This window comes from Streptomyces sp. NPDC006476, from assembly GCF_040612015.1.
Classification (GTDB): Bacteria; Actinomycetota; Actinomycetes; order Streptomycetales; family Streptomycetaceae; genus Streptomyces; species Streptomyces griseorubiginosus_B.
Genome location: NZ_JBEXPK010000093.1, coordinates 1 through 22,797, shown reverse-complemented (window position 1 = coordinate 22,797; position 22,797 = coordinate 1). Strand labels below are relative to the sequence as shown.

The 22,797-nt window shown below is 65.8% G+C and carries 20 protein-coding genes and 5 pseudogenes; 12 read left to right on the top strand and 13 right to left on the bottom strand.

The window, feature by feature from the left end; translation table 11 throughout:
• Nucleotides 1-131 precede the first annotated feature (131 nt).
• A pseudogene (locus tag ABZZ74_RS46695) lies at nucleotides 132-1,135 on the bottom strand (IS5 family transposase).
• A gap of 846 nt (nucleotides 1,136-1,981) precedes the next feature.
• Here ABZZ74_RS46695 and ABZZ74_RS46690 point away from each other — a divergent pair.
• The 3 genes from ABZZ74_RS46690 (at nucleotide 1,982) to ABZZ74_RS46680 (ending at nucleotide 4,895) form a co-directional block, all read left to right on the top strand.
• On the top strand, nucleotides 1,982-2,929 hold the full coding sequence (locus ABZZ74_RS46690; protein ID WP_356950202.1) for a hypothetical protein: 948 nt from the start codon (nucleotides 1,982-1,984) through the stop codon (nucleotides 2,927-2,929).
• Between the two features lie 79 nt (nucleotides 2,930-3,008).
• The gene (locus ABZZ74_RS46685) at nucleotides 3,009-3,638 is read left to right on the top strand and encodes a DUF6461 domain-containing protein (protein WP_356950201.1); all 630 of its coding nucleotides are present in this window, start codon (nucleotides 3,009-3,011) and stop codon (nucleotides 3,636-3,638) included.
• 516 nt (nucleotides 3,639-4,154) lie between these two features.
• Complete coding sequence (locus ABZZ74_RS46680; protein ID WP_356950200.1) at nucleotides 4,155-4,895, top strand: hypothetical protein; 741 nt, start codon at nucleotides 4,155-4,157, stop codon at nucleotides 4,893-4,895.
• Nucleotides 4,896-5,017: 122 nt separating this feature from the next.
• Here ABZZ74_RS46680 and ABZZ74_RS46675 read toward each other — a convergent pair whose 3' ends face one another.
• The 3 genes and pseudogenes from ABZZ74_RS46675 to ABZZ74_RS46665 form a co-directional block, all read right to left on the bottom strand.
• On the bottom strand, nucleotides 5,018-5,185 hold the full coding sequence (locus ABZZ74_RS46675; protein ID WP_356950199.1) for a hypothetical protein: 168 nt from the start codon (nucleotides 5,183-5,185) through the stop codon (nucleotides 5,018-5,020).
• 214 nt (nucleotides 5,186-5,399) lie between these two features.
• Nucleotides 5,400-5,975, bottom strand: a pseudogene (locus ABZZ74_RS46670) (IS5 family transposase); the annotation flags it as partial.
• A gap of 64 nt (nucleotides 5,976-6,039) precedes the next feature.
• Nucleotides 6,040-6,243 (bottom strand): hypothetical protein, encoded by a 204-nt coding sequence (locus ABZZ74_RS46665; protein WP_030677427.1) that lies wholly within the window; start codon nucleotides 6,241-6,243, stop codon nucleotides 6,040-6,042.
• 594 nt (nucleotides 6,244-6,837) lie between these two features.
• Between ABZZ74_RS46665 and ABZZ74_RS46660 the strand changes: the two are divergent.
• Nucleotides 6,838-7,586 (top strand): annotated as a pseudogene (locus ABZZ74_RS46660) (transposase family protein).
• Nucleotides 7,587-8,062: 476 nt separating this feature from the next.
• Here the strand turns inward: ABZZ74_RS46660 and ABZZ74_RS46655 are convergent.
• On the bottom strand, nucleotides 8,063-8,257 hold the full coding sequence (locus tag ABZZ74_RS46655; RefSeq protein ID WP_356950198.1) for a hypothetical protein: 195 nt from the start codon (nucleotides 8,255-8,257) through the stop codon (nucleotides 8,063-8,065).
• Nucleotides 8,258-8,350: 93 nt separating this feature from the next.
• Nucleotides 8,351-8,656, bottom strand: a complete 306-nt coding sequence (locus tag ABZZ74_RS46650; RefSeq protein WP_356950197.1) for a hypothetical protein — start codon at nucleotides 8,654-8,656, stop codon at nucleotides 8,351-8,353.
• An 838-nt stretch (nucleotides 8,657-9,494) separates the two neighbouring features.
• Between ABZZ74_RS46650 and ABZZ74_RS46645 the strand changes: the two genes are divergently transcribed.
• Nucleotides 9,495-11,018 carry an AIPR family protein gene (locus ABZZ74_RS46645; RefSeq protein ID WP_356950196.1) on the top strand — a complete coding sequence of 508 codons (1,524 nt, stop codon included), beginning with the start codon at nucleotides 9,495-9,497 and terminating at the stop codon, nucleotides 11,016-11,018.
• 20 nt (nucleotides 11,019-11,038) lie between these two features.
• Here the strand turns inward: ABZZ74_RS46645 and ABZZ74_RS46640 are convergent, their stop codons facing one another.
• The 3 genes from ABZZ74_RS46640 to ABZZ74_RS46630 all read right to left on the bottom strand — a co-directional run bounded on the left by ABZZ74_RS46640 (nucleotide 11,039) and on the right by ABZZ74_RS46630 (nucleotide 12,719).
• Entirely contained in the window at nucleotides 11,039-11,308 is a 270-nt protein-coding gene (locus ABZZ74_RS46640; RefSeq protein ID WP_356950195.1) for a hypothetical protein, read from the bottom strand.
• A 101-nt stretch (nucleotides 11,309-11,409) separates the two neighbouring features.
• Nucleotides 11,410-12,372 (bottom strand): S-4TM family putative pore-forming effector, encoded by a 963-nt coding sequence (locus tag ABZZ74_RS46635; RefSeq protein ID WP_356950194.1) that lies wholly within the window; start codon nucleotides 12,370-12,372, stop codon nucleotides 11,410-11,412.
• Nucleotides 12,369-12,719 (bottom strand): hypothetical protein, encoded by a 351-nt coding sequence (locus tag ABZZ74_RS46630; RefSeq protein WP_356950193.1) that lies wholly within the window; start codon nucleotides 12,717-12,719, stop codon nucleotides 12,369-12,371. The genes ABZZ74_RS46635 and ABZZ74_RS46630 overlap by 4 nt, the downstream gene beginning before the upstream one ends.
• 98 nt (nucleotides 12,720-12,817) lie before the next feature.
• Between ABZZ74_RS46630 and ABZZ74_RS46625 the strand changes: the two genes are divergently transcribed.
• The 4 genes from ABZZ74_RS46625 to ABZZ74_RS46610 all read left to right on the top strand — a co-directional run bounded on the left by ABZZ74_RS46625 (nucleotide 12,818) and on the right by ABZZ74_RS46610 (nucleotide 14,311).
• Complete coding sequence (locus ABZZ74_RS46625; protein ID WP_356950210.1) at nucleotides 12,818-13,129, top strand: zinc-binding dehydrogenase; 312 nt, start codon at nucleotides 12,818-12,820, stop codon at nucleotides 13,127-13,129.
• A gap of 87 nt (nucleotides 13,130-13,216) precedes the next feature.
• Nucleotides 13,217-13,663: an SRPBCC family protein gene (locus ABZZ74_RS46620; protein WP_356950192.1), complete on the top strand. Its 447-nt coding sequence runs from the start codon at nucleotides 13,217-13,219 to the stop codon at nucleotides 13,661-13,663.
• Complete coding sequence (locus ABZZ74_RS46615; RefSeq protein WP_356950191.1) at nucleotides 13,660-13,869, top strand: hypothetical protein; 210 nt, start codon at nucleotides 13,660-13,662, stop codon at nucleotides 13,867-13,869. Before ABZZ74_RS46620 ends, ABZZ74_RS46615 begins: the two co-directional genes overlap by 4 nt.
• A gap of 67 nt (nucleotides 13,870-13,936) precedes the next feature.
• Nucleotides 13,937-14,311: a hypothetical protein gene (locus tag ABZZ74_RS46610; protein ID WP_356950190.1), complete on the top strand. Its 375-nt coding sequence runs from the start codon at nucleotides 13,937-13,939 to the stop codon at nucleotides 14,309-14,311.
• 26 nt (nucleotides 14,312-14,337) lie between these two features.
• Here the strand turns inward: ABZZ74_RS46610 and ABZZ74_RS46605 are convergent.
• The 3 genes and pseudogenes from ABZZ74_RS46605 to ABZZ74_RS46595 all read right to left on the bottom strand — a co-directional run.
• Nucleotides 14,338-14,734: pseudogene (locus ABZZ74_RS46605) on the bottom strand (integrase core domain-containing protein); the annotation flags it as partial.
• A 115-nt stretch (nucleotides 14,735-14,849) separates the two neighbouring features.
• Nucleotides 14,850-15,311: an RICIN domain-containing protein gene (locus ABZZ74_RS46600; RefSeq protein ID WP_356950189.1), complete on the bottom strand. Its 462-nt coding sequence runs from the start codon at nucleotides 15,309-15,311 to the stop codon at nucleotides 14,850-14,852.
• Between the two features lie 144 nt (nucleotides 15,312-15,455).
• On the bottom strand, nucleotides 15,456-18,491 hold the full coding sequence (locus ABZZ74_RS46595) for a DUF1349 domain-containing protein (RefSeq protein ID WP_356950188.1): 3,036 nt from the start codon (nucleotides 18,489-18,491) through the stop codon (nucleotides 15,456-15,458).
• A gap of 301 nt (nucleotides 18,492-18,792) precedes the next feature.
• Between ABZZ74_RS46595 and ABZZ74_RS46590 the strand changes: the two genes are divergently transcribed.
• On the top strand, nucleotides 18,793-19,566 hold the full coding sequence (locus tag ABZZ74_RS46590) for a FadR/GntR family transcriptional regulator (RefSeq protein ID WP_159403789.1): 774 nt from the start codon (nucleotides 18,793-18,795) through the stop codon (nucleotides 19,564-19,566).
• Nucleotides 19,567-20,057: 491 nt separating this feature from the next.
• On the opposite strand, the gene ABZZ74_RS46585 is transcribed toward ABZZ74_RS46590, so the two are convergent.
• On the bottom strand, nucleotides 20,058-20,816 hold the full coding sequence (locus ABZZ74_RS46585; RefSeq protein WP_356950187.1) for an FCD domain-containing protein: 759 nt from the start codon (nucleotides 20,814-20,816) through the stop codon (nucleotides 20,058-20,060).
• A gap of 308 nt (nucleotides 20,817-21,124) precedes the next feature.
• On the opposite strand from ABZZ74_RS46585, the gene ABZZ74_RS46580 reads away from it, so the two are divergent.
• Both ABZZ74_RS46580 and ABZZ74_RS46575 read left to right on the top strand, forming a co-directional pair.
• Nucleotides 21,125-22,489: an extracellular solute-binding protein gene (locus tag ABZZ74_RS46580; protein WP_356950186.1), complete on the top strand. Its 1,365-nt coding sequence runs from the start codon at nucleotides 21,125-21,127 to the stop codon at nucleotides 22,487-22,489.
• Nucleotides 22,486-22,797 (top strand): annotated as a pseudogene (locus ABZZ74_RS46575) (sugar ABC transporter permease); the annotation flags it as partial. The gene ABZZ74_RS46580 and the pseudogene ABZZ74_RS46575, both read left to right, overlap by 4 nt.

Sequence of the window (22,797 nt, the reverse complement as noted above, 5' to 3'; positions counted from 1 at the left end):
GTGCCCGGTCGCCGAACAGGCGCCGCTGTCCCGCCAGGACCCGCCGTGGTCGATGTCCCAGTAGAGGGTGACCTTGTCGCTCCGGCTGGCGTGCGTGATCGTGGCCCACTAGGTCCTGTGTGATGTCGTGATCAATCGGCTGCTTGCAGGAGATCTCCGGGCCAGATCATCGAGGCGCGGAGTTCGAGGCCGGCGAGGTAGCTCTCGGGCGTCTTGTCGAAGCGTGTGGCGATGCCGCGCCAGTCCTTCAGCCGGTTGATCAGTCGCTCGACGGTGTTGCGGTCACGGTAAAGCCCCGCGTCGAAAGTGACGGGACGACCGCCCCGGCTGCCCTTCTTCTTACGGTTGGCAGCCTGGTCCTTCTTCTCCGGAATGACCGCCTTGATGCGGCGTCTTCGCAGGTGAGCGCGGTTGGCGCGGGACGAATACGCCTTGTCCGCAGCCACCGCGCCCGGCCGGGTGCGGGGCCGACCGACCGGCAGACGGACGCGGATCTTCTTCAGCACGGGGACGAACTGAGGGCTGTCCGCGGCCTGACCGGCGGTCAAAACGAATGACAGAGGCCGACGCCTGCGGTCGGCAGCGAGGTGAATCTTGCTGGTCAATCCGCCGCGGGACCTTCCGAGCAGGGCTTCCTTCAGCCGGAGCCTGCGTCGGCGGCGGACGCGTCGGCGTTCTTCCTGCTCAGGCCCGTTTCCTTCGCCCCGCCCGTTCTGTTCCGCCTCGTCGCCCCTTTTTGCCGGGCCTGTTCCTGCTCGGCGGCGGCTTCCTCCAGAGCCTCCATGACGTCCTTGCCGACGAGCATCCCGGCGGCGTCGTGGTGAGCGCGGACCGTCGTGGAGTCCACGCTGACCAGGGATAAGTCTGTCTTGCCCTGGCGGGCGGCTTCGGCGATCAGGCCCTCCAGCAGCGCGGTGAAGACGCCGGCGTTGCGCCAGACCCGGAAGCGTCCGTAGACGGTCGGCCAGGGCCCGAACTCGCCCGGCATCTCACGCCACTGCGCGCCTGTTCTGAACCGCCAGATCACCCCCTCGAACTGATCCCGCAGCCGCTCGGGGTACGGGCCGTACTCGCCTATCGGCAGGAACGGCTCGATCAACTTCCACTGTCCGTCGGTGAGTTGCCTGCGCGTCACGATCGTCTTCCTACCGGATCCGCCTTCCAGACGGACCCGGATGGGCAAGATTGATCACGACATCACACAGGCCCTAGTAGCGCGGTCCTCGGGGCCGGTCCCGACTGGCGTGGTGTCAGGGCCAGCGCGCTACGGGTGCCGGCGCGACCTTTGGAGACCTGCGTCCGGCAGGCAACGCCTTGTGAGACGGCCACCCCAAATCGCGGTCCGACAAAGCTGGGCGGTCCCCGGGTTGAATCCGCCGCCGGAAAGATGAGCGAATGCCCCATTTGGTTACGGCTGGAAATCAGCTGATGGGCCGTCAATAGCCGCTGCAGTGGCGCGATCTTTTGCCTGGAAGGCGCCGTTGACCTCTTTGATCACACCATGATTGCCTTGGTTTTCGACGTGAGCAATCCGGCCCACGCAATGCTTTTGGGGGAAAATTACACATGAGATGGGGAAGAGCTTTTAGCTGCTGCTGCACTGTCTCTTCTGGCACTGCAAACACCAGCCACAGCGGCCTCTGACGCCTCATTAGGCTCCACAACTGCGGCGAGCGGAAACACGACCATTTCCGCTCCTGTCGCCAAAAATCGACCGTCGGACTTTCAGACGCTCAAAGCACCTAGCGTCGCTGCTGGACAGTCAAACTGCGATGAGACCAGGAAGAGATTGACCGCACTGCGGAAGGCCGGCCAGAAGCGCGCAGTGTGCTTCGAATGGGGGAAGCCACAGGCGTCCACCGGGCGAAAAGCACTCGCTTCACCTAGTGCACCCACAGCCGTGTGGTGCGACATCATGCCGAACAACCAAGTCTACGTGACTCGCCAATCGGTATGTTCCCAACGGGACCTCGTCATCCTCATGGTTGAGACGACCACTGGCATGGTCCTCGGCAAGGCGTACGCCCTTGTCCAGCAGGAGATCGACCCAACCAACAGCACCACCGAGTTCACCGAGTACATGAACGTCCACCTCAAGTCCTCCGACATTACTTCGAATGTGATGACAGTTCAGGTGGACTCCGAGTGCTCGTTCGGTGCCAGCTGGTGCAAAGCGGATACACAGCCCTGGGGAACGCCTCGACCAATCACCGTCGGTCAGTCCATCGACGGAACGTGGACCCGCTCGTGGACTAACACCACAAAGAACGCAGAGTTCATGATGACCTACGACCTCACCGTCAATATCGGTGGCTCGTATGGCACTACCTCTTGGGGCGACGACAATGAGCCTGGAGACGGGCAATACGACGTCCGCTGCGACAACGAAATCGGCACGTACGCAGGCTGCGTCGTCAAGAACTACACCCCCACCTTCGTGATCGACACAAAGTACAACCTCGCTCGCCAGTTCATCGGCATGGCCCAGGCCAGCATGTCCAGCCACCCCGGCTGGGAGGGGCACGGGGAGCCGCTGAGGCGGGAAGCGGACGCCACGATCGAGCAGAAGAACCGCGGGATAATCTGCGACAAAACCTTCACAGCTGATCCGAGCACGCCGAAGCCGGCGCAATGCGACGAGTATCCCTTCGCCAAGTCCAAGAACAGCGGCGCACAGCAAGGCGTCACCTCGGGGTCGCAGTGCCAGCAGTACATGGTCGTCTCGCAGACGATCGAAGGCCAGCAGTACCTGTCCCTCACATGGCCCGGATATAACCAAGGCAAAATGCCTCCTCCTACTGCAAAGTGCGCCCGAGCCAGCATGACGAAGCTCGACAACGAAGGCGTTGGTGGCGACCTCGGCAGGGCAGCAGTAAAGTTCCGCCTGATCAACAATGACCCGTACTGGGTGGACGCCGGCAACAAGTAGCTCATAGACCCATGCCCGAGTCGGGCGGTCTCGCCATAGTGACCGGCGAGACCGCCTGGCACAGCAATCGAGGGAACTCGTGAACGGCAGGCTTTTCCCCAACTCCCAACTCTACGACGCTGGCTACTGCGTAATCTTCGCCAGGCACATCCTCCCTGCTGATCTCCTGTCAAGGGCAGCAGGCAGAGCAGTCACCCCCGTCTCCCTGAGCCGCCTGGAAGCGGAGATCATCCAAGCCCAGGGAGAGGAAACCGAGGAGGACGACGTACCCGAACTCGATCTTGAAGAGCTTCGAAACGGCGGTTTTCTCGACTCCAGCGGCCCCCTGGTTCGCTCTGGTACGCACAATGACTGGTCATTCATTGTCGAGCCTTACGGGTCTTACCTTGCACGGGATGAGGTGATCTCAGCGGTTTCCGCGGGGACCATCGCGCTTTCCCTGCGGGAAACCGGATCTACGTGGATCGCGTACGCGGACAACGGAACACTTCTGTCCTCCTTCGATCCCCTTTTCCCCGAGCAGGATTACGGCACGAGGCCCGAGGTGCTCGCAACCCTCACCGGTTTCCGGGCAGCCGTCGACACAGGCGAACGGTCAGACGCCTACGAGATCGCCAGGCGGAGGATTCAGGAAGGACTGGGATGCGCTATGCCCCAAGAAGTGGATGACGCCCGTCTCCTTGCCGCCCGCATCTCAGGCGTGTACTGACTGGCCTTTGGTATCTGACGTCGTGGAGTGGCGTTTGAGGCTCGGGGGCGAGCGGAACGAACGCCGCCGACCTCTCTCCTCCGTCCCACGGTGGGATGGCGCCGTCGTTGGCGATGAACTCGACCGCACAGTGGCGGGGTGAGGATCTGTCACCTTGAGCGCGGCCAGCAACTGGGCGTGCTCAAACGTCCTCTCCTATTGCGCCCGTCATTTTCAAGACGGAGCCTATAGACAGCTCAAGTCCATGCCATGTCGAGACCAGGCTGACATCAGACGGGTGGAACGGTAGGAGCCGCAGGTGGACAGCACCTCTTCACCATGCTAGTTGCCCAGCGCATCCACTCAGCCGCACACCGACTCCGCTGGTCTGTATGGCGTCGGCGCCACCAGGCCCGGTCCCGGGACAGCCACTACCGGTGCCGAACGGTTTTCACGTGAAGATCACGAGCGCGGCACGGATGGCCGTGGACGCCGTGGAGTTGGCTGTCATGGCTTCCGATCCTAGGCTCGGAAGCCATGACAGTTCTGATCACGGTGTGGGGAGCATCTCCCGGAATGGGCAAGTCGACGCTGTGCGACGGGCTGTCCCAATGGCTGGCCGCTGCGGGACTACGGGTGGACCACTTCCACGAGGAAGAGATCTTGAGCCGACCGCAGTTCGCCGCGGCGGCCGAGGAGTTCAAAGCGACAGGCAGGGTCCAGCTGCAGACACTGATCGCGGCGACGGCGAATTTCGTCGATGCGGTTGTGGCGAGCGGCGATGACGTGGTGATCGCGGATGCGCTGATGCCGTTCGTGCCGACGCTGCTGGCCATGGGGCACGGCGAAGAGACGATCGACGCCTTCATGACTGACCTCACCGAGGCTCTCGTTCGGGTCCGGCCGGTGATGGTATTTCTCGATGGGAATGCCGAGCCCGCTTTGTCCCGAGCTGCGACGAGGGAAGGCGAGCACTGGCTGGATTGGTATGTCGAGAAACTCGCCAGCTACAAGGTAAGTCCTCCAGTGGCCGACGTGGCTTCTGCGGTGAAGTACCTGCTGCGTGAGCGTGCAGTGACGCTTGGCGCAGTCCGCCGGAAGGGCTGGGGCCTCATTGTGATCGAACGAGCTGACGAGCGACCCCCGGACGAGGTACTGCGGGTCGCGCAACGAGGCCTGAGGCCACGGCTTCAGCAGCACGCCACCAGTAGCCGAACAGCCACACCCGCACACCGTCCACGGTTCGGACGGCGGCGGGTGCGGTCGCCGTGGTGGTGACGACGTCGACCTGGTGCCCGGCCGCGACCAGGCCGTGCAGGTATTCGCGGGTGGTGACGAGGGCGCCTGTAGGTGGGGCCTCCCCATACGCGGGAAGGAAGGCGAGGATGCGCAACGCGGTCCTACTCGGCGTCGGTCTGCTGTTCCGGTGCGGGGAGGACGATGATCCCGGCTGCCTCGTTGAACTCGGCTTCGGACACCTCGCGGTATCCGTCCGGCACGACAGCGAGAACGTCGGAGTCACCGCTGACGCTCATCCAGCCGCCGTTGTCGTTGATGAAGTAGTGCACGGTGCAGCTCCTATCGGGTGATCGCGATCAGGTCGGTGTCGGTGATCCACTGGTTGATCGTGACGGTGCCGGCCGTCACACGGATCGCCGGATACACGCGCACGGAGTAGCCGGTGTGCGGGGCCAGCACAGTGGCCTGCGAGACGCCGAAGGAGTACCGCTCGTGTCGAGCCGGCCCGTTGGCGAGGACGCTGTGGGTCTGCCGCACGGCCAGGTACTTGTCGTAGTCGTAGCCCCGGTCGGCGAAGAGCCGTCTGGGTCGGTTGCGGGGACGTCCGCGCACCCCTCGGATGCGGGGTATCGCGTCCAGCAGGGGGATCAACTGGGTGGTGCCGGTTCCCACCGGTCAGGGAGACGGCCAGGGGCGTGCCGTGGTGGTCGACGATCACATGGTGCTTGGAGCCGGGGCGACCGCGGTCGACGGGCGAAGGACCGACGTGAGCCCCCCTTTGAGGGCCCTGATGTGGGAGCCGTCGATGGCCGTATCGTCCATGTCCAGCAGGCCGGTTGCCCGCAGCTCGGTTAGGAGTGCCTCATGAAGGCGAGGCCAGACGCCAGCCTCGGTCCAGTCCCGCAGCCGACGCCAGGAGGTTACCCCCGAGCAGCCGACGACCTGGACTGGGACGTCGCGCCAGGCCACACCCTTGCGTAGCACGTACACGATGGCCGCCAGCGCAACCCGGTCCGGCACAGGCAGCCGTCCGGGATGACGGTGGCGTCGGGACGGCCGCTCTGGCAGGAGTGGAGCTATTCGCTCCCACAGGTCGTCGGAGACAAGATCGATAGACACCAGCCGGACCCTGCCCAGAAGGACCTTCACCCACCAGCCGACACGCCGATCTCACCTGAAGTGCTCATCGGCCCTCTTCCGGCGCTGACCGCCGGTCTGCGAGGCGATCCTGGTCGGCGGCGTTGCCGGCGCGAGCCTCGGTGCGGTGCCCCCGTGCCAGGTAGTCGCGGACGATCAACTCGACGGCGTCCTGCGGGCTCCTGGTACCGGCCAGCAGCATGACCTCGATGGCCAGATCGCTGTCCAGGCTGATGGTGACCTTCGCCATGACACCTCCTGAAGGGTTTCCCGCGGAGCCTATCCAAGCGGCTAACGGTCGGCGATGGGTAGGTTGCTGGACCTGGGAAAGAGGGACGGGGCCGGAAAACCGGCCGGTCACGAACGGCTCATTCTGTAACGAGCTCTTACGGCCCGGTACCCGCACGCTAGAGTCCCATCTGGCGCGCGTCCTGTACCAACTCCCACTGTCGCTTCCGCTTCCGCTAGGCGGCCGGAAAGTTTGACCCGTCAGGGGCTGTTCGGGGTGCTGCCATCACGGCCGCACCCCGAACAGCCCCACACCACCACAAGATCCAGACAATCAACGGGTGAAAATTGAGAACCAGGCAGTTCGGATTCATCCTCGCACTTGCTGTCACCCTTCTCGCCGCGTCCATCGGCTACCAGCGCAACGGCGGCCACCCAAGCATTCCCTGGGCGCTCTCAGGAGCAGTCGCGGGGACGGCGATAGCCGGCGCGATTCGACTGAGCTCTTTCAGAGTGGCCACTGATCGGGTGACGACGTCGCCGTCCGCAACGGACAAGGCTCCTGTGCCGTTGAGGGAGGTGTTCGACGTCTCAACTCATTGGCGCAGGAGCCTTGTTGGTTGTCTATCCTGCCGCACTCGACCTACCTCATGCCCTGGTCGAGTGGGTCACCATGCTCATCGTCACCCGCGAGGGTGACCGCCGCTGCAAGCTCCCGCCGCACCAACGTGCCCTGGTCGGCCTGGTGTACCTGTGGCGGCACGACACCCTCGCCCAACTCGCCGCCGACTTCGGCATTTCCGTCGGCACCGCCCACGCCTACACGGCAGCCGTCATCGCCCTGATCGCCAACCGCGCGCCCGGGCTGCTGCGGAGCCTGCGCGAAGCAGACCCCGACTACGTCCTGCTGGACGGCACCCTCGCGGAGTGCGACCGGGTCGGCGACAGCCGGGCCGACTTCTCCCAAAAACACCGACGTCACGGCGTGAACGTACAAGTGGTGACCGATCCGACCGGACGACTGCTGTGGATCTCACCACACTGCCCGGCCGCACGCACGACCTGACCGCAGCCCGCACCCACCGAATCATCCGGATCTGCGAACGCCAAGGCGTCCCGATCCTCGCCGACCGTGCCTACATGGGTGCCGGCCCATGGGTGACGACGCCACACAGACGCCCGCCAGGCCGCGACCTCACACCAACACAGCAAACCGTCAACCGCGCGCTGTCGGCGGCACGCGCACCGGTCGAGCGCGGCGTCGCACGGCTGAAGTCCTGGCGGATCTTCCGCAGGGCCCGGTGCAGCCCGAACCGAATGTCGTCAATCGCAGCCGCCATCCTCACCCTGGAGCGGCACTACTGAAAGAGCTCACTGATTCGAGGCAAATGAAAGGCGCCTCGGCCTGCCCATAGCCAGGATCTGATGCGCCCCGGGTGCTGCCAGTCGGGCCCGTGAGTAGCAGGGTGAGACGCGGCCGGGGCAGAAGCACTGTCGGCTTGTGGTGGTCGAGTCCTGCTCGTACGTCATGCCGCCGCCCCCCACGGGCTGACTCGGCCAGAGCGGCCAACTCCTCGGCCGCCGCCCGGCCTTGCATCGGGTTCTGTGGGGAACAACCCGAGGCAGTTGACCGTTCACCTGTACGTGGCTGGGGGAGGGGACAGTGTCCCCGGGCCTCACCTATAGCCCATGGGGACGATCGTCCGGCTGAAGCCCCATGGAGCACCTCGCCGAGAGGCGACCGCCCTCCGCACGTCCCACTCACGGCCCTGGTTGGTCTCCCCCGTCCAGCCAGGGCTTTCCCACACCCGAGCTCTTCCCGGCCGCCTTGTCCCGTGGCTTCAGCTGAGGTGAAGGGTGGTCAGGGCGGTGGTCCAGTCCGTGACGATCGCGCGCTGCGCGGCCGCGAGAGTGACCTGGCCGGCGCAGACCGCGGTGTGCAGTTTCGTCTCCACCGGGTCCTTCTTGTTGTTCACCCCGGCGCCCTTCTTGTGACCGGGGTCGGCGCCGTTTGCGAGGATCGTTAGGATCCCCACCCAGCTGCAGGCTGATCAAGTGGTCGTACTCGGCATCCGCCATGCGACCGGTGTACCCGTAGGAGGCGGCATTCAGCTTCTTCTCCTTGCCCGTCACGTACGCGGAGGGGCGTAACCTGGAGGTGTAGGCGCCTTGCGGCAGATCGTCGACTTCAGGTTCGCCTGGGTGATGGCCGGGGAGATCGCGCCCGGCGTGCAGTGGAGGTCCTCGAGGGGTTCGCCGTGCTCGTAGCGGTAGTGGCACGATCCGGCGGGTGGCTGCTGCTGGACCGTGTAGTAGTGCTTCTGCGGGCCCGCCCCCACTGCGATCGACTCCCCCGCCCCGGCCGGTACGGCCGTAGAGACCTGTGCATCGACGGCCGCGCCCGAGACTGCCGTCTCCCGCTGCGTTGCGTGCATCGGTGCGTGCACATCGTGTTGGCCGAGGAGGGCAGGCGCCTGGCTGTACATGGGCCGGGACACCTCGTCGCGCTCTGGCTTTAGCGGGCCAGGCACCGAACCCACAAGCCGGACAGGGTGAAGGCCCAGACATAATGGTCCGGGCACTCACGCCATCAGTTAAGCGCCGCAGAAGCCGCCGTCAACCCCGCCGTGCTCACACGGTTCTCTGCTTCGCCTCCGCCTGGCGCATGAGTTCGACTGCGTCGGCTGGCTCTTGCAGCAGCAGCGGCGTAAGCAGGCGCAGGTAGTGCTGAGAGCGGCCTCTGAAAATGAGAGTTGACAAAGCCTCTGACCTGCGCGCTATCAGTTTGACGGTTGGCGTAGTAGCGTGAGTTCGGGTCATTGAAAATGAGAGTGGCGCTGACCTGCGCTTTCTGTCCGACGTAGCGGAGGGTCACCTGGTCCCCCGCGGCAGGCCGAGATGGTGGGCCCTTATCCTGCTGCCACCGTGATCGGTGGCCGGAGCAGCTGCGATATATGTGCACGGTGAGGGCCGCGCTGCTGCTCTCCGAGGGCCGTCCTCTCCCTGAAGTCGTCAGCGGTCTGACGTCCGTCTCGCCTATGTCGCGGTCACCCGAGCGCGTCGCCATCTCGACCTTTGCGGGCGGTCCTGGATCGACAGCACACTGGAAATGGATTGACCATCACTTGGTCGTGCCGCCGCCGTAACAAGCCGGACTCACCCCGATACACCAGCAGTTTCCCCAACTCTCCTTAGTCCGCGGGCTGTTCACAGGCCGCATCAGCCTGCCAACATCGTTGTACGGGTGTGACGCCTTGGTGGGGGTGGTGCTGCATGACGTCCGTACAGAACAACGACCAGCGGCTGCTCGACCGCATCCTGGAGGACCAGCACCGGAAGCTGGCACCAGACAAAAGCAGGGACGACTTCTTCACGTTCTTCGCTGCCGACAAGGCCCTGCAGGACTGGGACCTCGACAACGACGAAATCATGGACGGCATCGTGGACGGTGCTCACGACTGCGGCATCGACGGCATCTGGACTTTTGTGGACGAGCGTTACGTCACCGCCGATGCCCATCAGTTCCTGCCGTCGCGCGCCGGCAAGATCGAATTGGTCATCCTGCAAGCCAAGACGTCGACGGGCTACCAGGAGACCGTCGTCGAGAAGCTGCACTTCCATCTGCCGACACTGCTGGACATGAGCCGGGACGAAGATGACCTGGTGGCGCACACGAACGCCAAGCTCCTCGACCGCACACGGCGCTTCCTGCACATTCTCGAAGAGCTGGCGTCATCGTTCCCGCAGGTCCGCATCAAGGTGATCTACGCCAACAAAGCCGCCGAGACGCCGCACCCCAATGTGAAGGCCAAGGGAGACCGGCTGCGGCGAGAGCTCGCGAAGATCACTTCGGACACCAAGGCAGACCTGGAGTACCTCAACGCCGCTGACCTCCGCGAACGTACTGCCCGAGGTGCCAAAGCTGTCGCGCAGTTGGTGTTCACCGAAACTCCGATGAGCACCTCACTCGGCGAGGGATACGTGTGCCTTGCCCGCTTGGACGAGTACTACCACTTCATCACCTCCGACAACGAAGCACTGCGACTGGAACTGTTCGAATCGAACGTACGCGACTACGCCGGATCCACTGCGGTGAACAACGCCATCGGCGAGACGCTCAAGTCCGGCACCGGCGAGGACTTCTGGTGGTTCAACAACGGTGTCACCGTAGTCGCAGACGCTGCCCAAATCGCAGGCAAAAGGATCGTCGTCAAGGAGCCGCAGATCGTCAACGGGCTGCAGACCAGCCATGAGATCTACAGCTACTTCCAGAACGGCGGCCAGCACCGCGACCGCTCCCTTCTGGTCAAGATCGTGGTCGCACCCGAGTCCGGCACCGCCCGCGACCGCATCATCCGAGCCACAAACAGCCAGACACAACTGCCAGCGGGCGCCCTGCGAGCCACCGAAGCCATCCAGAAGGACATCGAGGAAAGCCTGGGCCACGCCGGCGGTTACTACTACGAACGCCGCGCCAGCTACTACCGCAACCTCGGCTTCCCCCTCGACCGGGTCATCAGCATGACCCGCCTGGCCCGGGAGTTCACCGCCTTCGTCCAGCGCGAACCACACACCGCACTGCGACACTCGGACGCACTGCTACTGGACGACCAGCACTACGCCCAGATCTTTTCCCCCGCCACGACTTGGACATCTACCGCCTCTGCCTCGATGTCCACACCCGTCTACGAGCCTTCCTCGCTCAGTACACCGAAGACCGGCCCCTGCTGGGAGAAACCCTGGAGAACTGGCTCTACCCCCTGGCAGCAATGTCCGCCCACACACTCACTCGGCTGAGGCAGCCCACCCTGCGGGGCTTACTCAACATCGACCTCGTCCACCTCACTGACGACCTCATGACGCGCATGACGGGCACGCTGGAACAGAACTTCAAGAGCGCCCTGCGTCAGAGCAAAGCCGGCGGTGTCGACCGAATCGCCCGCACACCCGAATTCACCGCCAAACTCCGCCAAGCCGTTGTCTCCCAAAGCCGCTACCACATCGAACGTTAACTGGCGGAAAATGAATAACCCGCAGAACGCACTACCATGGTGCATTCGGCGCAGGCTCGCAACAAGCTTGGCCACCAACCATCGCGTCCACTCTTATGCGTGAGTGTCGGAGCGAGGCGCTCCCATGTTCATTTGAGACATTTCACTGAGTAGCTTGGAGCGTCCGGACCAGCGGGCTATGGGGATGTGTTTTCAGCGAGGCGGACCCGGTGGCCTTCTGCGGTGTCGCCGAAGTCGCGTTCGTCTCCTTCTCGGAAGCGTTTATAAAACCACTCTGGAACTCGGGTGGGGTCCAGGCGGGTGCGGAGTACGCCATCCTGTACGTCCCGTGCAACGTTCCGTAGGCGCCGCCATTCGTCGTTTGGGACGGGACCGGGACGCCCGTTCTGCAGCTCTGTGTTGACGACTTTAGTGAGCCGATCGGGTTCGTCGGCCACCTTGCGTTGGCCGGACCAGATTTCGTAAGCGATCTGGTAAACCGCCAGGGACGGTACGAAGAAGCTGAGAAGGGTGTCACCCAGAGTGGCGTCCGCGACCACCAGGCCGGCGAAGAATCCGACGGCGGCCCACAGCATCGCGGTAGCGGCGATGAGACAGCTGTAGCGACGGCGGAGGCGGGCATCCCAGGCGAGATTCTGTTCCTGGGCGATGAAGACGTCATAGGGATGGTGCACGTCGTTGGTGGGGTCGTACCAGCCGTTAGTGATGCGCTTGTCCTTCGCGCTACCTCTGGTGAGCTTGCGCGCCAGGCGGCGGACGTCGGGTTCGGCGATGGGGTCACCTGCAACCGTGGCACGCCACGGCAAGTGGAACAGGGCGACGTCGAACATCTCTTGGAGCAGAGCGCCCTGGCGGGCTGTGTTCCCGGCGAGGCCCTTGAGCAGGAACGCGGAGACGACGAACCAGAGGAACCCGAGGATCGAGACGACTGTCCGGCCGTGGCCAATCAGCGTGATAGATACGCCGACGGCGGCGAACGCGACGGCGGCGGTGACACGTATGGCTTCGAGGAGTTGACCGCGTTGGTGGCTTGCGGACGCAGCGCGTTGGAGAAGCAACAAGTCGTCATCGAGCTGCCGCTCGTGGATGGCCCGAGGCGGGATCCCACGGACACCGTCGGGGTTGGTTGAGAGATTCATGGCCTGGTCATCCGGTTTCCGAACAGCTTCTTCCACTCGTCGTAGGCGGCGCGTTCTTGCTCCTCGTCCTCCAGGTCGATCGCCCTTTCCGCGATGGCGCGGCCCTGATCGAGCGCGTCCGCCGCGGCGAGTTTTTGGGTCGCGTTCATGACGGCGTTGACGTCGCCGCCCAGGCCGGCGGGGTCGAGCCACTCGTCGCCGATGCGCTCGGCGGCGGTGGCCAGGAACAGCACGATCTCATCCTGGTAGCGCCCGATCGGCGGCTTCACCAGCGACTGGGCCATGACCTCCAAGAGGAAGGAGGGCGAAACGGGCTCGCCAAGTTCGCGGTTGATGCCCTTGACCATCTTGACGAAGGGTACGTACTTGCCGTCGCACTCGGCGTTCTTGGCGATACTCAGCTCGTGGTGGCGCTTGGGATTGGTCGCGATCCAGTCGCCCGCCGCTGCTCCAGCAGCTGATCGAGGCCACCCGTCACGGCGGGCACATCGTCCCGCTGGGCACGGCTTCCCGCGAAGAGAGCACGGTCGACGTCGTGAGCCTGATCCGCAGCAACACGACGCTCCACGGCGTAGGGCTCGCCTCCCTTCTCCATGAGCCCCGGGTCCACGCGTACATGGCGGACCTCATCCGCCGCATCGCGGACGGCGAACTGGAAGCCGTGATCGACCGCGTCTTCCCCCTGGCCGACGCTGCGGCCGCGCACCACTACGCCGAGCAGCGCGGCCGGATCGGCCGGGTCGTGATGGTGCCCTGACGTTCTCGGCGAGCACCAGCCGCACCAACCCGGGCCGGCGACGGCCCGCACCGCAGCAGACGATCAGAAGAGAGAAGGAGAAACACCATGACCTTGCTCATGGAAGTTCGCTACGAAGAAGCCGGCGTGAGCTCGGTGACGGTCGATGTCGTCGTGGAAGCCAGCGCGGAGTTCGCGTGGGATGCCGTGCGCGATGTCTATGCGGTGGACACCCGGCTCATCCCGGGATTCGCGCTCCACGTGGAAAAGGGACCGGACAGCAGGACGGTGACGTTCGCCGATGACATGAAGATCACCGAGCGCATCGTCGAAGTCGACGATGGCGCCCGAAAGCTCACCTACCAAGCGACCGAGGGCGGTCCGCTGACACACCACCTGGGGTCACAGACCGTGCGGGAGGACGAGGAGGGAGTCCATCTCGTCTGGACGACCGAGTTCGCGCCCGCGTCGGTCGTCGACTACGCCACCAGCACCATGCGGACCACCGTGGCACTCATGAAGAAGACGATCGAAACGGCGTTCGCCGATCGGTGAGACCCCTCCTGACCACCTCCGGGCAGGCCGCCCGGCCGATGATGTGCGCCGTGGAGTACGGCGGGTACGGCGGTCCCCAGGGGCTGGAGATTCGCGTAGTCGCGCGGCCGCAGCCGGGCGCCGGCGAGTTGCTCGTCCGCGTCCACGGCACGAGCGTCAACCCGGTCGATGTGTCGATCCGGTCCGGTGGCATGAGGATCATGTAGGGCCGCAGCTTCCCCAAACGGACCTGCCGGGATCTTCACCGGGGAGGTGGTCGCCCTCGGCGGCGGCGTGACCGACCTGACGCACGGACAACGGGTGTGGAGGTTCTTCCTCACCGACGTGTCCAGCCGTGTCGGGGCCGCCGCCGAGTTCATCACCGTGAAGGTATCGACCGTCAGCTTGGCCCTGGGCAAAGCTGACCTGGCCGAGGCGGCGGCGCTGACGAGTGTCGGTGTCGCCGCGCTGCACGCCTTGCGTGACGTGTTGCGGCTCGCCCCGGGCGACAATCTGCTGATTGTCGGGCGCGTGGTGGTGCGGGCGGCCCCGCCATTCAGTTGGGTGTCGCCATGGGTGCCGGTCACCGCCGTGGCCGGCACCGCCAATCACACCTTCTGTCGTGATCTCGGGGCTTCCCGTACGGTGTGGCCGCTCGTGGTTGTGTAGCTCACAAACTCGGCGAGCGTGACGCGGCGTTCGTGTTCGGACGTGTAGTCGCGCACGTACGCCCACTCACGGGCGAGTGTCCCGTTAGAGCGCTCTACCTTCCCGTTCGTGCGCGGGGTGTAGGGCCGGGTCCGCTTGTGCGTCGTACCGGTCGCGGCGAGCGCGTTGGCCCAGGTCGTGGACCGGTGGCACGACCCGTTGTCGGTGAGGTAACGGCGGATCGAGGTGATGCCGTGGGCGGCGACGAAGGCAGCGGCGCGGTGCCAGAAGGCGACCGCGGTGACGGCCTCTCGTCGTCCAGGGCCTCGGTGCAGGCGAGCCGGTCCCCTGGCCGTGCGTCCGTCACCCACCGCCGATGGGGATGCGACCGAGCTTCTTGATGTCTACGTGGATCAGGTCGCCAATGCATTCGTGTTCGTAGCGGATGACTTTGCGCAGTTGCTCGCCAGTGGGCGGGGATCGATGTCGCGCAGCCGGCTGAGTCCCCGCAGAACGAGGACACGGCGCACGGTGGCCGCTACGACAAAAAGCCTGAAAGCTACCAGGCCGGACTCGAATTATGCGCCGGCCTCCTCTGTGATCCGACACCGCGGATCACAGCCTTGATCACAACTCCATACAGGCCCTGGTCGAGGAACTTCTGGGTACGCCGGTGAAGTCGGTGCGGATCAGGGTGCGCCGGCCGCGCCGGAACTTCCTCGGCAGCTGCTCCAGGGTCCTCGCCGACAAGGTCGCCGCGGGCCAGACCGCCGTGGTCGCTGCTGCGTGTCGCTGCCGTCCCAGGCCTTCTGCCGGGCAGGGTCGCCGTTGGTGGTGGAGCCCCAGCCGTCGGCGACCATGCCGTTGATGGGTCCGAGTTGCAGACGAGGTACCCGCCGGTGGTCGGCTGGAAGGGCCACAGCTGGTTGTTGCCGCCGGCGAAGGAGTGCCGCTGTATCGAAGTCCCCCTCCGGTGACTGAAGCTGTTGATGTCGAGGACCTTGCCGCTGTTCCTGTTCACGATCTTGTAGAGCTGCCCGCCGGCCGGGACGATGCCAGTCCCGGTCAGCGCGACGTCTGCGTCACATCCTCGGCGTGGCCAGGACCGCCAGGCGACGCTGAGCCTGGCGGTCCTGCCGCAGTCCCCGGTGCCCCTTCCGCTTCGTCAGCTGATGGAGAACTGGCTGAAGCTCGCGGTGCCGGGTGCCGGGGCGTGGGCCGTGAAGAACGTGCCCGCGTCCAGGCTGCTGTTCGCTCCGGTCAGTGTGGCGGTGCCGACGGTGGTCCAGGTGGTGCCGTCGACGGAGTAGGAACTGGTGACCGAGGTGCCGCTCCTGACCAGCCGGAGCCAGACGGGGGCGGAGCGGCCGGTCTTGGTGGTGCTCTTGTCGACGTAGCCGTCACTGTCGGAGTCCCACTCCAGGGTGACGCCGTTGCTGGGAGTGACGGAGAGGGAGGCGTAGCCGGCGGACGAGCCGGCTGCGGCGATGTTGTTGCGCAGCATCAGGCCGGCCTTGCCCCAGGCGTTGGTGTTGTCCTGGCTGTCGACGTGGACGGTGACGGTGGAGGAGGTTCCCGCGGCGGCCGGCTGGTAGGCCGCGGAGTACTCGTCGTCGTGCAGCGCGGTCGTTTCCCAGGTGTCGATGCCCGCGCTGGTCAGGGAGGTCACTCCCTGGCTCTGGCTCACCGCGGCCGGGATGGAGCTGTAGGCACGCCAGGGCGAGGTGACGATCTGGAGTTTGCTGAAGGTCGCGCTGCCGGGTGTGGTGCTGTGGGCGGTGTGGATGACTCCGGCGTCCTGGGTGGCGGCCATGGACGGCAGGGTCACCGCCGAGCCGATCTGGGTGAAGGTGGATCCGTCGGTGGAGTAGTAGCCGGACACTTGGGTGGCGGTGCGGGTGAGCCGCACCCAGACCGGTGCCTTGACCGAGGTGGCCGTGGAGGTCAGCTGGTCGAGGTAGCCGTCGCCGTTGGAGTCCCACTGGAAGCTGACGCCGTTGGCCGGGGTCACCACCACGGTCGCGTAGCCGGGTGAGGAGCCGCTGCCGGTGAGGTTGTTGCGCAGCACGACTCCGGCCTTGGCCCAGGCGTTGGTGTTGTCGATGTTGTCGACCCGGGCGGTCACCGAGGTGCCGTTGACGGCGGCGCCTGCCTGGTAGACGGTGCCGTAGGTGTCGTCGTGCTGGCCGCCGGCGCCCCAGATGTCGGTGCCCGCGTCGGTGACGGTGAAGAAGCCGCCGGTCTGCCCGGTGGCGGCGGGGGTGGAGGAGTAGGCGCTGTAGGGGCCGGTGACGGCGCCGGTGGTCAGCGGCCGGTACTGCGGCTCGATGCCGGCGGTGGTCATGACGGTCTGCGCGCCGGACGGCCAGTTGCCGTCGGTGACGACGACGGTGCCGCTGACCGTGTCACCGTGGCCGTCGGTGCTACTGATGTTGGCGTTGTCGTTGTTTGTCCAGTTGTCGGTGGCGGTCAGGGCGCCGGTGTTGTGGGTTGAGCTGACGTGGGCGAAGAGCCACTGGTTGGTGTAGCGCACGACGTTGTTGGTGTCGGTGAAGTTCCGGGAGCCTTCGTCGTGGTAGAGGCCGTAGTAGTTGTTGGTGTTGTGGCAGTAGTTCCCCGTGATCGTGCTACCGGGCGAGGCCGACAGGGTGTACACGCAGCCGCCGTCGGCCATCTGCTGCATGATGTCGTGGATGTGGTTGCCCGTGACGGTGTTGTTCTGGGCCGTGGTGGGCGTCGAGTAGACGGGCTGGTAGTCGTACAGGCCCCGGTTCGCGTAGTCCGGGCTGCCGCCCGGGTCGTTGACGCCCCAGCCGTAGCCGATGGCGAGCCCGGAGTAGGGCAGGTTGTACACCTCGTTGTGCGAGACGCTCGCGCCGTTGACGTAGGTGACCAGGAGGCCCGTCATGTCGCGGTAGTCGATCGCCACGTCGTGGATGACGTTGTCGTTCAGGGTGATGTTCTTGTTGGTCATCCGGCTGTCACTGGGGTGGTGCGCGTCCGCCTGGAGCCCGCCCACGACGATGCCGCCGCCCGCGTCCTGGGTGAAGACGTTCCCGGTGGCGGTGATGGTGTCGGCACCGAGTCCGACACCGGTGGCGTGCGCGTTGGCGTCCTGGCCGATACCGAGGGCGAGCTGCCCGAGGTCGGTGAACCGGTTGCCGGTGAAGGCGATGTGGTCGGCGGCCGAGACCTGGACGGCGGCCGGCATCTGGTTCCAGTGCGGGCGGGTCGCCTCGAACAACTTGCAGCCGTGACCATTGCAGGAGGTCAGCCAGTCCGACGGGACGGACCAGGTGCCGGCCAGGTAGGTCCCGGTCTGCTGGGCAGCGTACCCGTTGCTGCCGCTCGGGCCCATCCAGCTGGTGCCCGAGAACTGCAGCCCTGAGAACGTGATGTGGGTGGCGGGAGAGGCATAGCTTCCCCCGACGTCGACGAGCGAGTCGAGCTTCGGCACATCGACGTCCGCGGTGCTCATGCTCTGGCCCGGCAGCGGCTTGTAGTACAGGGTGCCGGTGTTGGTGTCGAGGTACCACTCACCGGCGGTGTCGAGGAACTCGTAGGCGTTCTCGATGTAGAGCGGGCCGATCCGGAGCGGGTTGGACAGGGTGTCCCAGCCGAACGTGTTGTTGGTCCACGCGGGCTGGGTCATGGTGATGGTGCCGTTGCTGATGCCGGACACCGGGGAGTAGCGGTCGGTCCAGGACCCTATGCCGTGGATCTCGGTCCGGCCGGGGTTCGCAAGGCTGTTGAGGTAGTTCAGCGAGCTGTTGGTGAACGTGTAGCCGCTCGTGGTCACGGTCAGGTCCGAGCGGTTGACCGTGGAGCGGGCCCGCTGCGCCAGGACGCCGTCGACGTACAGCTGCCGGGTGTCGAACCCGGTGCCGACGTCCGCCTTCCAGATGTTCTTCGCCGAGTCCTGCAGCGTCCAGCCTGTCGCCCGCTGCGCGCCGGTGATGACGGGATGCGCGCCCAGCGCGGCCTTCCAGATCACCGTGTGGCCGCCGGTGCCGGAGTCGGCGGCGGTGAAGGTGAGCGGGGCGGAGAGGCGGTAGGTACCGTCCGCCAACTGCACGACGATGTCGCCGGTCATGCCGGAGTTGACCGCACGCACCGAGGTCTGTGCCTGGGTGATCGAACACGGCTGGCTCACGGAGCATGCGGTGCCGGTGCCCGAGGGGGACGCGTAGAGCGTCGTCATGGTCGCGGCCTGCGCCGCTCCGGCGGATGCGACTGCGGAAAGCAGGGCGCCGACGAGCGCCGTCGCCGCAGCCGCGGCACGTATCCGCAGCCCGGGGCGGTGTGAGGGAATCGTTCTTCGGAGTGACAGCACGAGGGCTCCTTCGGTGATGCGACACCGTGCCTGGTCCCATCCCGGTCGCGACCCGGCGGACTTCGGCCATGTTTCACCGGCGTTTCGCCGGGCGGACGAACTTCATCATACGAATGACATAATCCACAAGGTGTATGATGTGGCATTTACTGATCACGAGGAGCCGCACGTGGCCCGTACCCCGGCGAATCGTCAACGACTGGCGTCTGCACCCTCGGAGGGGTCGCTGGGAGCCGTTCCCCGACGGCAGACCGGCCGGCTCAGCGACACCGTGGTCACCTATCTCGTCGACCGGATCGTGGGCGGGGCCTACCCGCCGGACTCCGCGCTGCCCATCGAGGCGGTGCTGTGCGAGGAGTTCGGCGTCAGCCGGACCGTCGTGCGCGAGTCGGTGAAGGTACTCGAAGAAAAGGGGCTGATCAGGGCGGCGCCCGGGCGCGGTACACGGGTGCGCGAGCCACAGGAGTGGAATCTTCTGGACCCTGTCGTCCTGGAGGCTCAGGTCCGTCACGACCGGACGCTGACGATCCTCGACCAGCTGGTCAGTGTGCGGATCGCCCTGGAGGCCGAGATGGCCGCCGACGCGGCCGGCCGCATCACCGACCTCGAACTCGCCCAACTCGAGGAGCAGGTCACCGCGCTGCGGGAGGCACTGGACGACCCGGTGCGCTACGCCGAGGAAGACGCCGCCTTCCACGAGATGATCATGAGGGCTTCCGGGAATCTCCTGGGTCAGGCGATCATCCGCAGCGTTCACGGCAAGGCCCGCCTGTCACGCCTCTACACCGGTCACTCGACCCGCGACGGCTTGACCATGTCACTGGGCGAGCACGTGGCCATACTCGAACTGCTCCGCCATCGTGACGCCGACGGAGCCGCCCGCGCGATGCGCGAGCACATCGCCCGGGCATGGGCGAGCCGCCGACCGACCCCGCAGCCCTGACGGCACCGACGGGCCCCACGCCCGCCCGCACCGGCACGTTGGATACGTCCGGTCATGCCGCCGGCCGACCCCTACACGGCGGCGTCAGCCCGCGCGAGTACCGCAAAGACCACTGCACTCCTCCACAGGCCCGCCTCACAAACCTCACGGTGGCAGGTGCAGACGGGAAGACGGCGTGCCGCTTTCTCGTCGTCCTCAAGGTTTCGTCCCCGCAGGGCCCAAATCGTCGCAGACTGGCCACCGAAGCCCCCTCTCCCAGAGGGTGCGTCGCGGCCCGCAGGCCCCCCACTCTCACTTTGTACGACGGCAGCAGCGGGCACTGACTCAAGATCGGCCTCGGCTCGACCCGCTCGCTGACCACTGCTGGATGCCTGCGACGCCTCGACCGCCGAAGCGCCATGCTCATTGAGTGGCCGGTCGCCGGTGGCGCCGGTCAGGACCGGCGACTCCTCACCCTGTGACAGCCCCTCCGGCATGTGTCGGCACAACGGTCAGCCGAACAGGCGGCGCTGGATCTCTCGTCGGTAGTCTTCCAGCGTCCGGTCGAGGTGTACGGCCGTGGCCGCGGCGGCCTCGTCGGGTCGGCCGTCGCGAATGGCGCGGTAGATCGTCTCGTGCTCCTCGACCGCGGCCGCGGTGCCCTCGCCGATGGTGTCGTGGACGATCGCGCTGGACTGGCGCTGCAGCTGGCGGGCCTCACGCACCGCGCTGCCGAGGAACGGGTTGTGCGAAGCCGCGGCCACGGCGGCGTGGAAGTCGTCGTCCGCCTGGTTGAAGACGTCGACCTCACCGTGGACGTACCCGTGCCGGCACTGCTGCATGGCGACCTCGATGGTGCGCAGTTCGGCGGGCGTGGCCCGGGTGGCCGCGAGCTTGGCGGCAACCGTTTCCTGGACCCTGCGGAACTCGAACAGCATGAGCACGTGATCGAGGTCCACGGGCCGGAAGAAGCCGGCCCAGCGGCTGGTGATCAGCATGCCGTCCTCGTCCGCGACGAACAGTCCGCGCCCCTTGTGCACCCGGACCCGGCCGAGGGCCGAGAGGATCTTCACGGCATCTCGGACAACCCCCCGGCTGGTGCCCAGCTGCAGGGCCAGGTCCTTCTCCGTGGGGATCCGGTCGCCGGGAAGCAGGCGCGACTCGGCGATGAACTCGAGGATCCGCTCCGCCACGACCTCGTAACCGGGCCGGTAGTCGCGCCGCTCGTCCGCGCCGTTCACCTCTGCCGCCACGACGGGCGTGTCCTTCATGTGTCCTGCCTCCGGGTGGCTGCGACGACGGTGACTGATCAACCTTAAACCGCGTTCATCCTACCCCAGACACTCTAATAAGTCGGACTCATTTGGCGCTCCTGATCATCAGTCTGCATGCAAATTATGGCCTTTAGTGCCGTTTTAGCTGCGTATATGACTCGCAGTAGTCACCTTGACATGCACGCCGAATCTCAAGAAAAGACCTACTCACCCCTTGACTCGCCCGTCGATATCGCGGCTAATTTCTTTCCTCGGCGGTACGACAGAGCCGTCAGCAGCCGCAAGCAAACCCAGTGGAGTCGCTCATGTCCGTCTACAAGCCTTCGGCCGCCCAGGAGACAGGGACCAGCAGGAGACGTATCTCGCTGCTGGCCGGCTGTGCCGCCACCGTGCTGCTCATGGTGGCCGCCTGCGGCAGTGGTGGCGGCGCCGGTACGACCACCAAGGACGGCTTCGCCCAGGCGCCGCAGAAGGACGGGGCGTTGACCGTCTGGGTGGACGCGACCCGGATGGACGCCGCGAAGCAGTACCAGGCGTCGCACCCGGGCGTGAAGATGAGCATCGTCAGCTACGACGGCGACGCCAACGGCTCGAACTACCTCCAGACCAAGGTCCAGCTCTTCAACCGCACCGGCAAGGGCTGGCCCGACGTCGTCTTCAGCTCCCAGAACAACGAGGTGACCTGGGCGGTCGACGCCGGCTTCGCCGCCCCGCTGAACAAGGGCCTGATCCCGGACGCGACCCTCGGCGGGTTCGCCAAGGGTGCCAACGACGTCTGCACGGTCGACGGCACCATGTACTGCCTGCGCAACGACCTCTCCCAGGCCGTGCTCTGGTACAACGCCCCGCTGATGAAGAAGTTCGGCTACACGGTGCCGACGACCTGGGAGGAATACCAGCGGATCGGCGAGAAGGTCGCCAAGAAGCACCCCGGCTACCTCGTGGGCGACGCGGGCGACTCCTTCACCCCCGAGATCTACCTGTGGGCGAGCAAGTGCGGCGCCAACCACATCACCGGCCCCAAGTCCGCGTCGGTCAACACCGCCAGCGAGGCCTGCACCAAGATGGCCAAGCTCATGGACGTGCTGATCAAGAACAAGTCCATGTCCATCAGCGGCGTCTTCAGCACCGACTTCGCCAAGAACAAGGCCGACAAGGTACTGCTCATGCCCGGCCCGGCCTGGTACGGCGGCGCTCTGTTCCAGGGCACCTTCAAGACCCCGGCCAAGCAGATCGCGGTGGCGCCCATGCCGCAGTGGCAGGGTGAGACCTCGCCGTCCACCGGCAACGTCGGCGGCGGCACCTGGCTGCTGTCCCAGCACTCCGAGCACATCAAGGCGGCCACCGACTTCCTGAAGTGGGTCACCACCGACAACGCCTACCAGGGCGAGAAGGCCCCCGGCTTCCCGGCGTACGCGCCCGCCGCCGAGAACTGGCTGAAGGCACAGGCCGCCTCCGGCTACTTCGTCGGCGACCTCACGCCTCTCAAGGACGCCTCCTCGCAGGTGTGGTCGGACTGGGGCTCGGGCCAGTTCAGCCAGGAGGCGATCTGGGCCGCCACCGTCAAGCCCGGCCTGACACAGGGCAAGAGCATCGAATCGCTGCTGCCCGCCTGGCAGGACTCGATCGTCAAGTACGCCAAGGCCGACGGATACAAGGTCTCCCGGTGACGCTCACGCCCTCCTCGGCCGGCTCCGTCCGGGGGCGCCCTCGCGGCACCTCCCGGCAAAGCCGGGCCGGCGTGGCATTCGTCGCCGGTTACGTACTGCTGCTGGTCGCCTTCGGCGTCCTTCCCACCTGCTACGCGATCTACTTCGCGTTCACCAACGCCGGAGGCGCCTTCACCGGCATCTCCAACTTCGTCACCACGGCACAGGACTTCCGCTTCGCCGACTCCCTGGGCCATGTGGCCCTCTACCTGGTCTTCTGGCTCCTGTCGCTCGTGGTGTTCGTCGTGGTCCTGGCGCTCCTCCTGCAC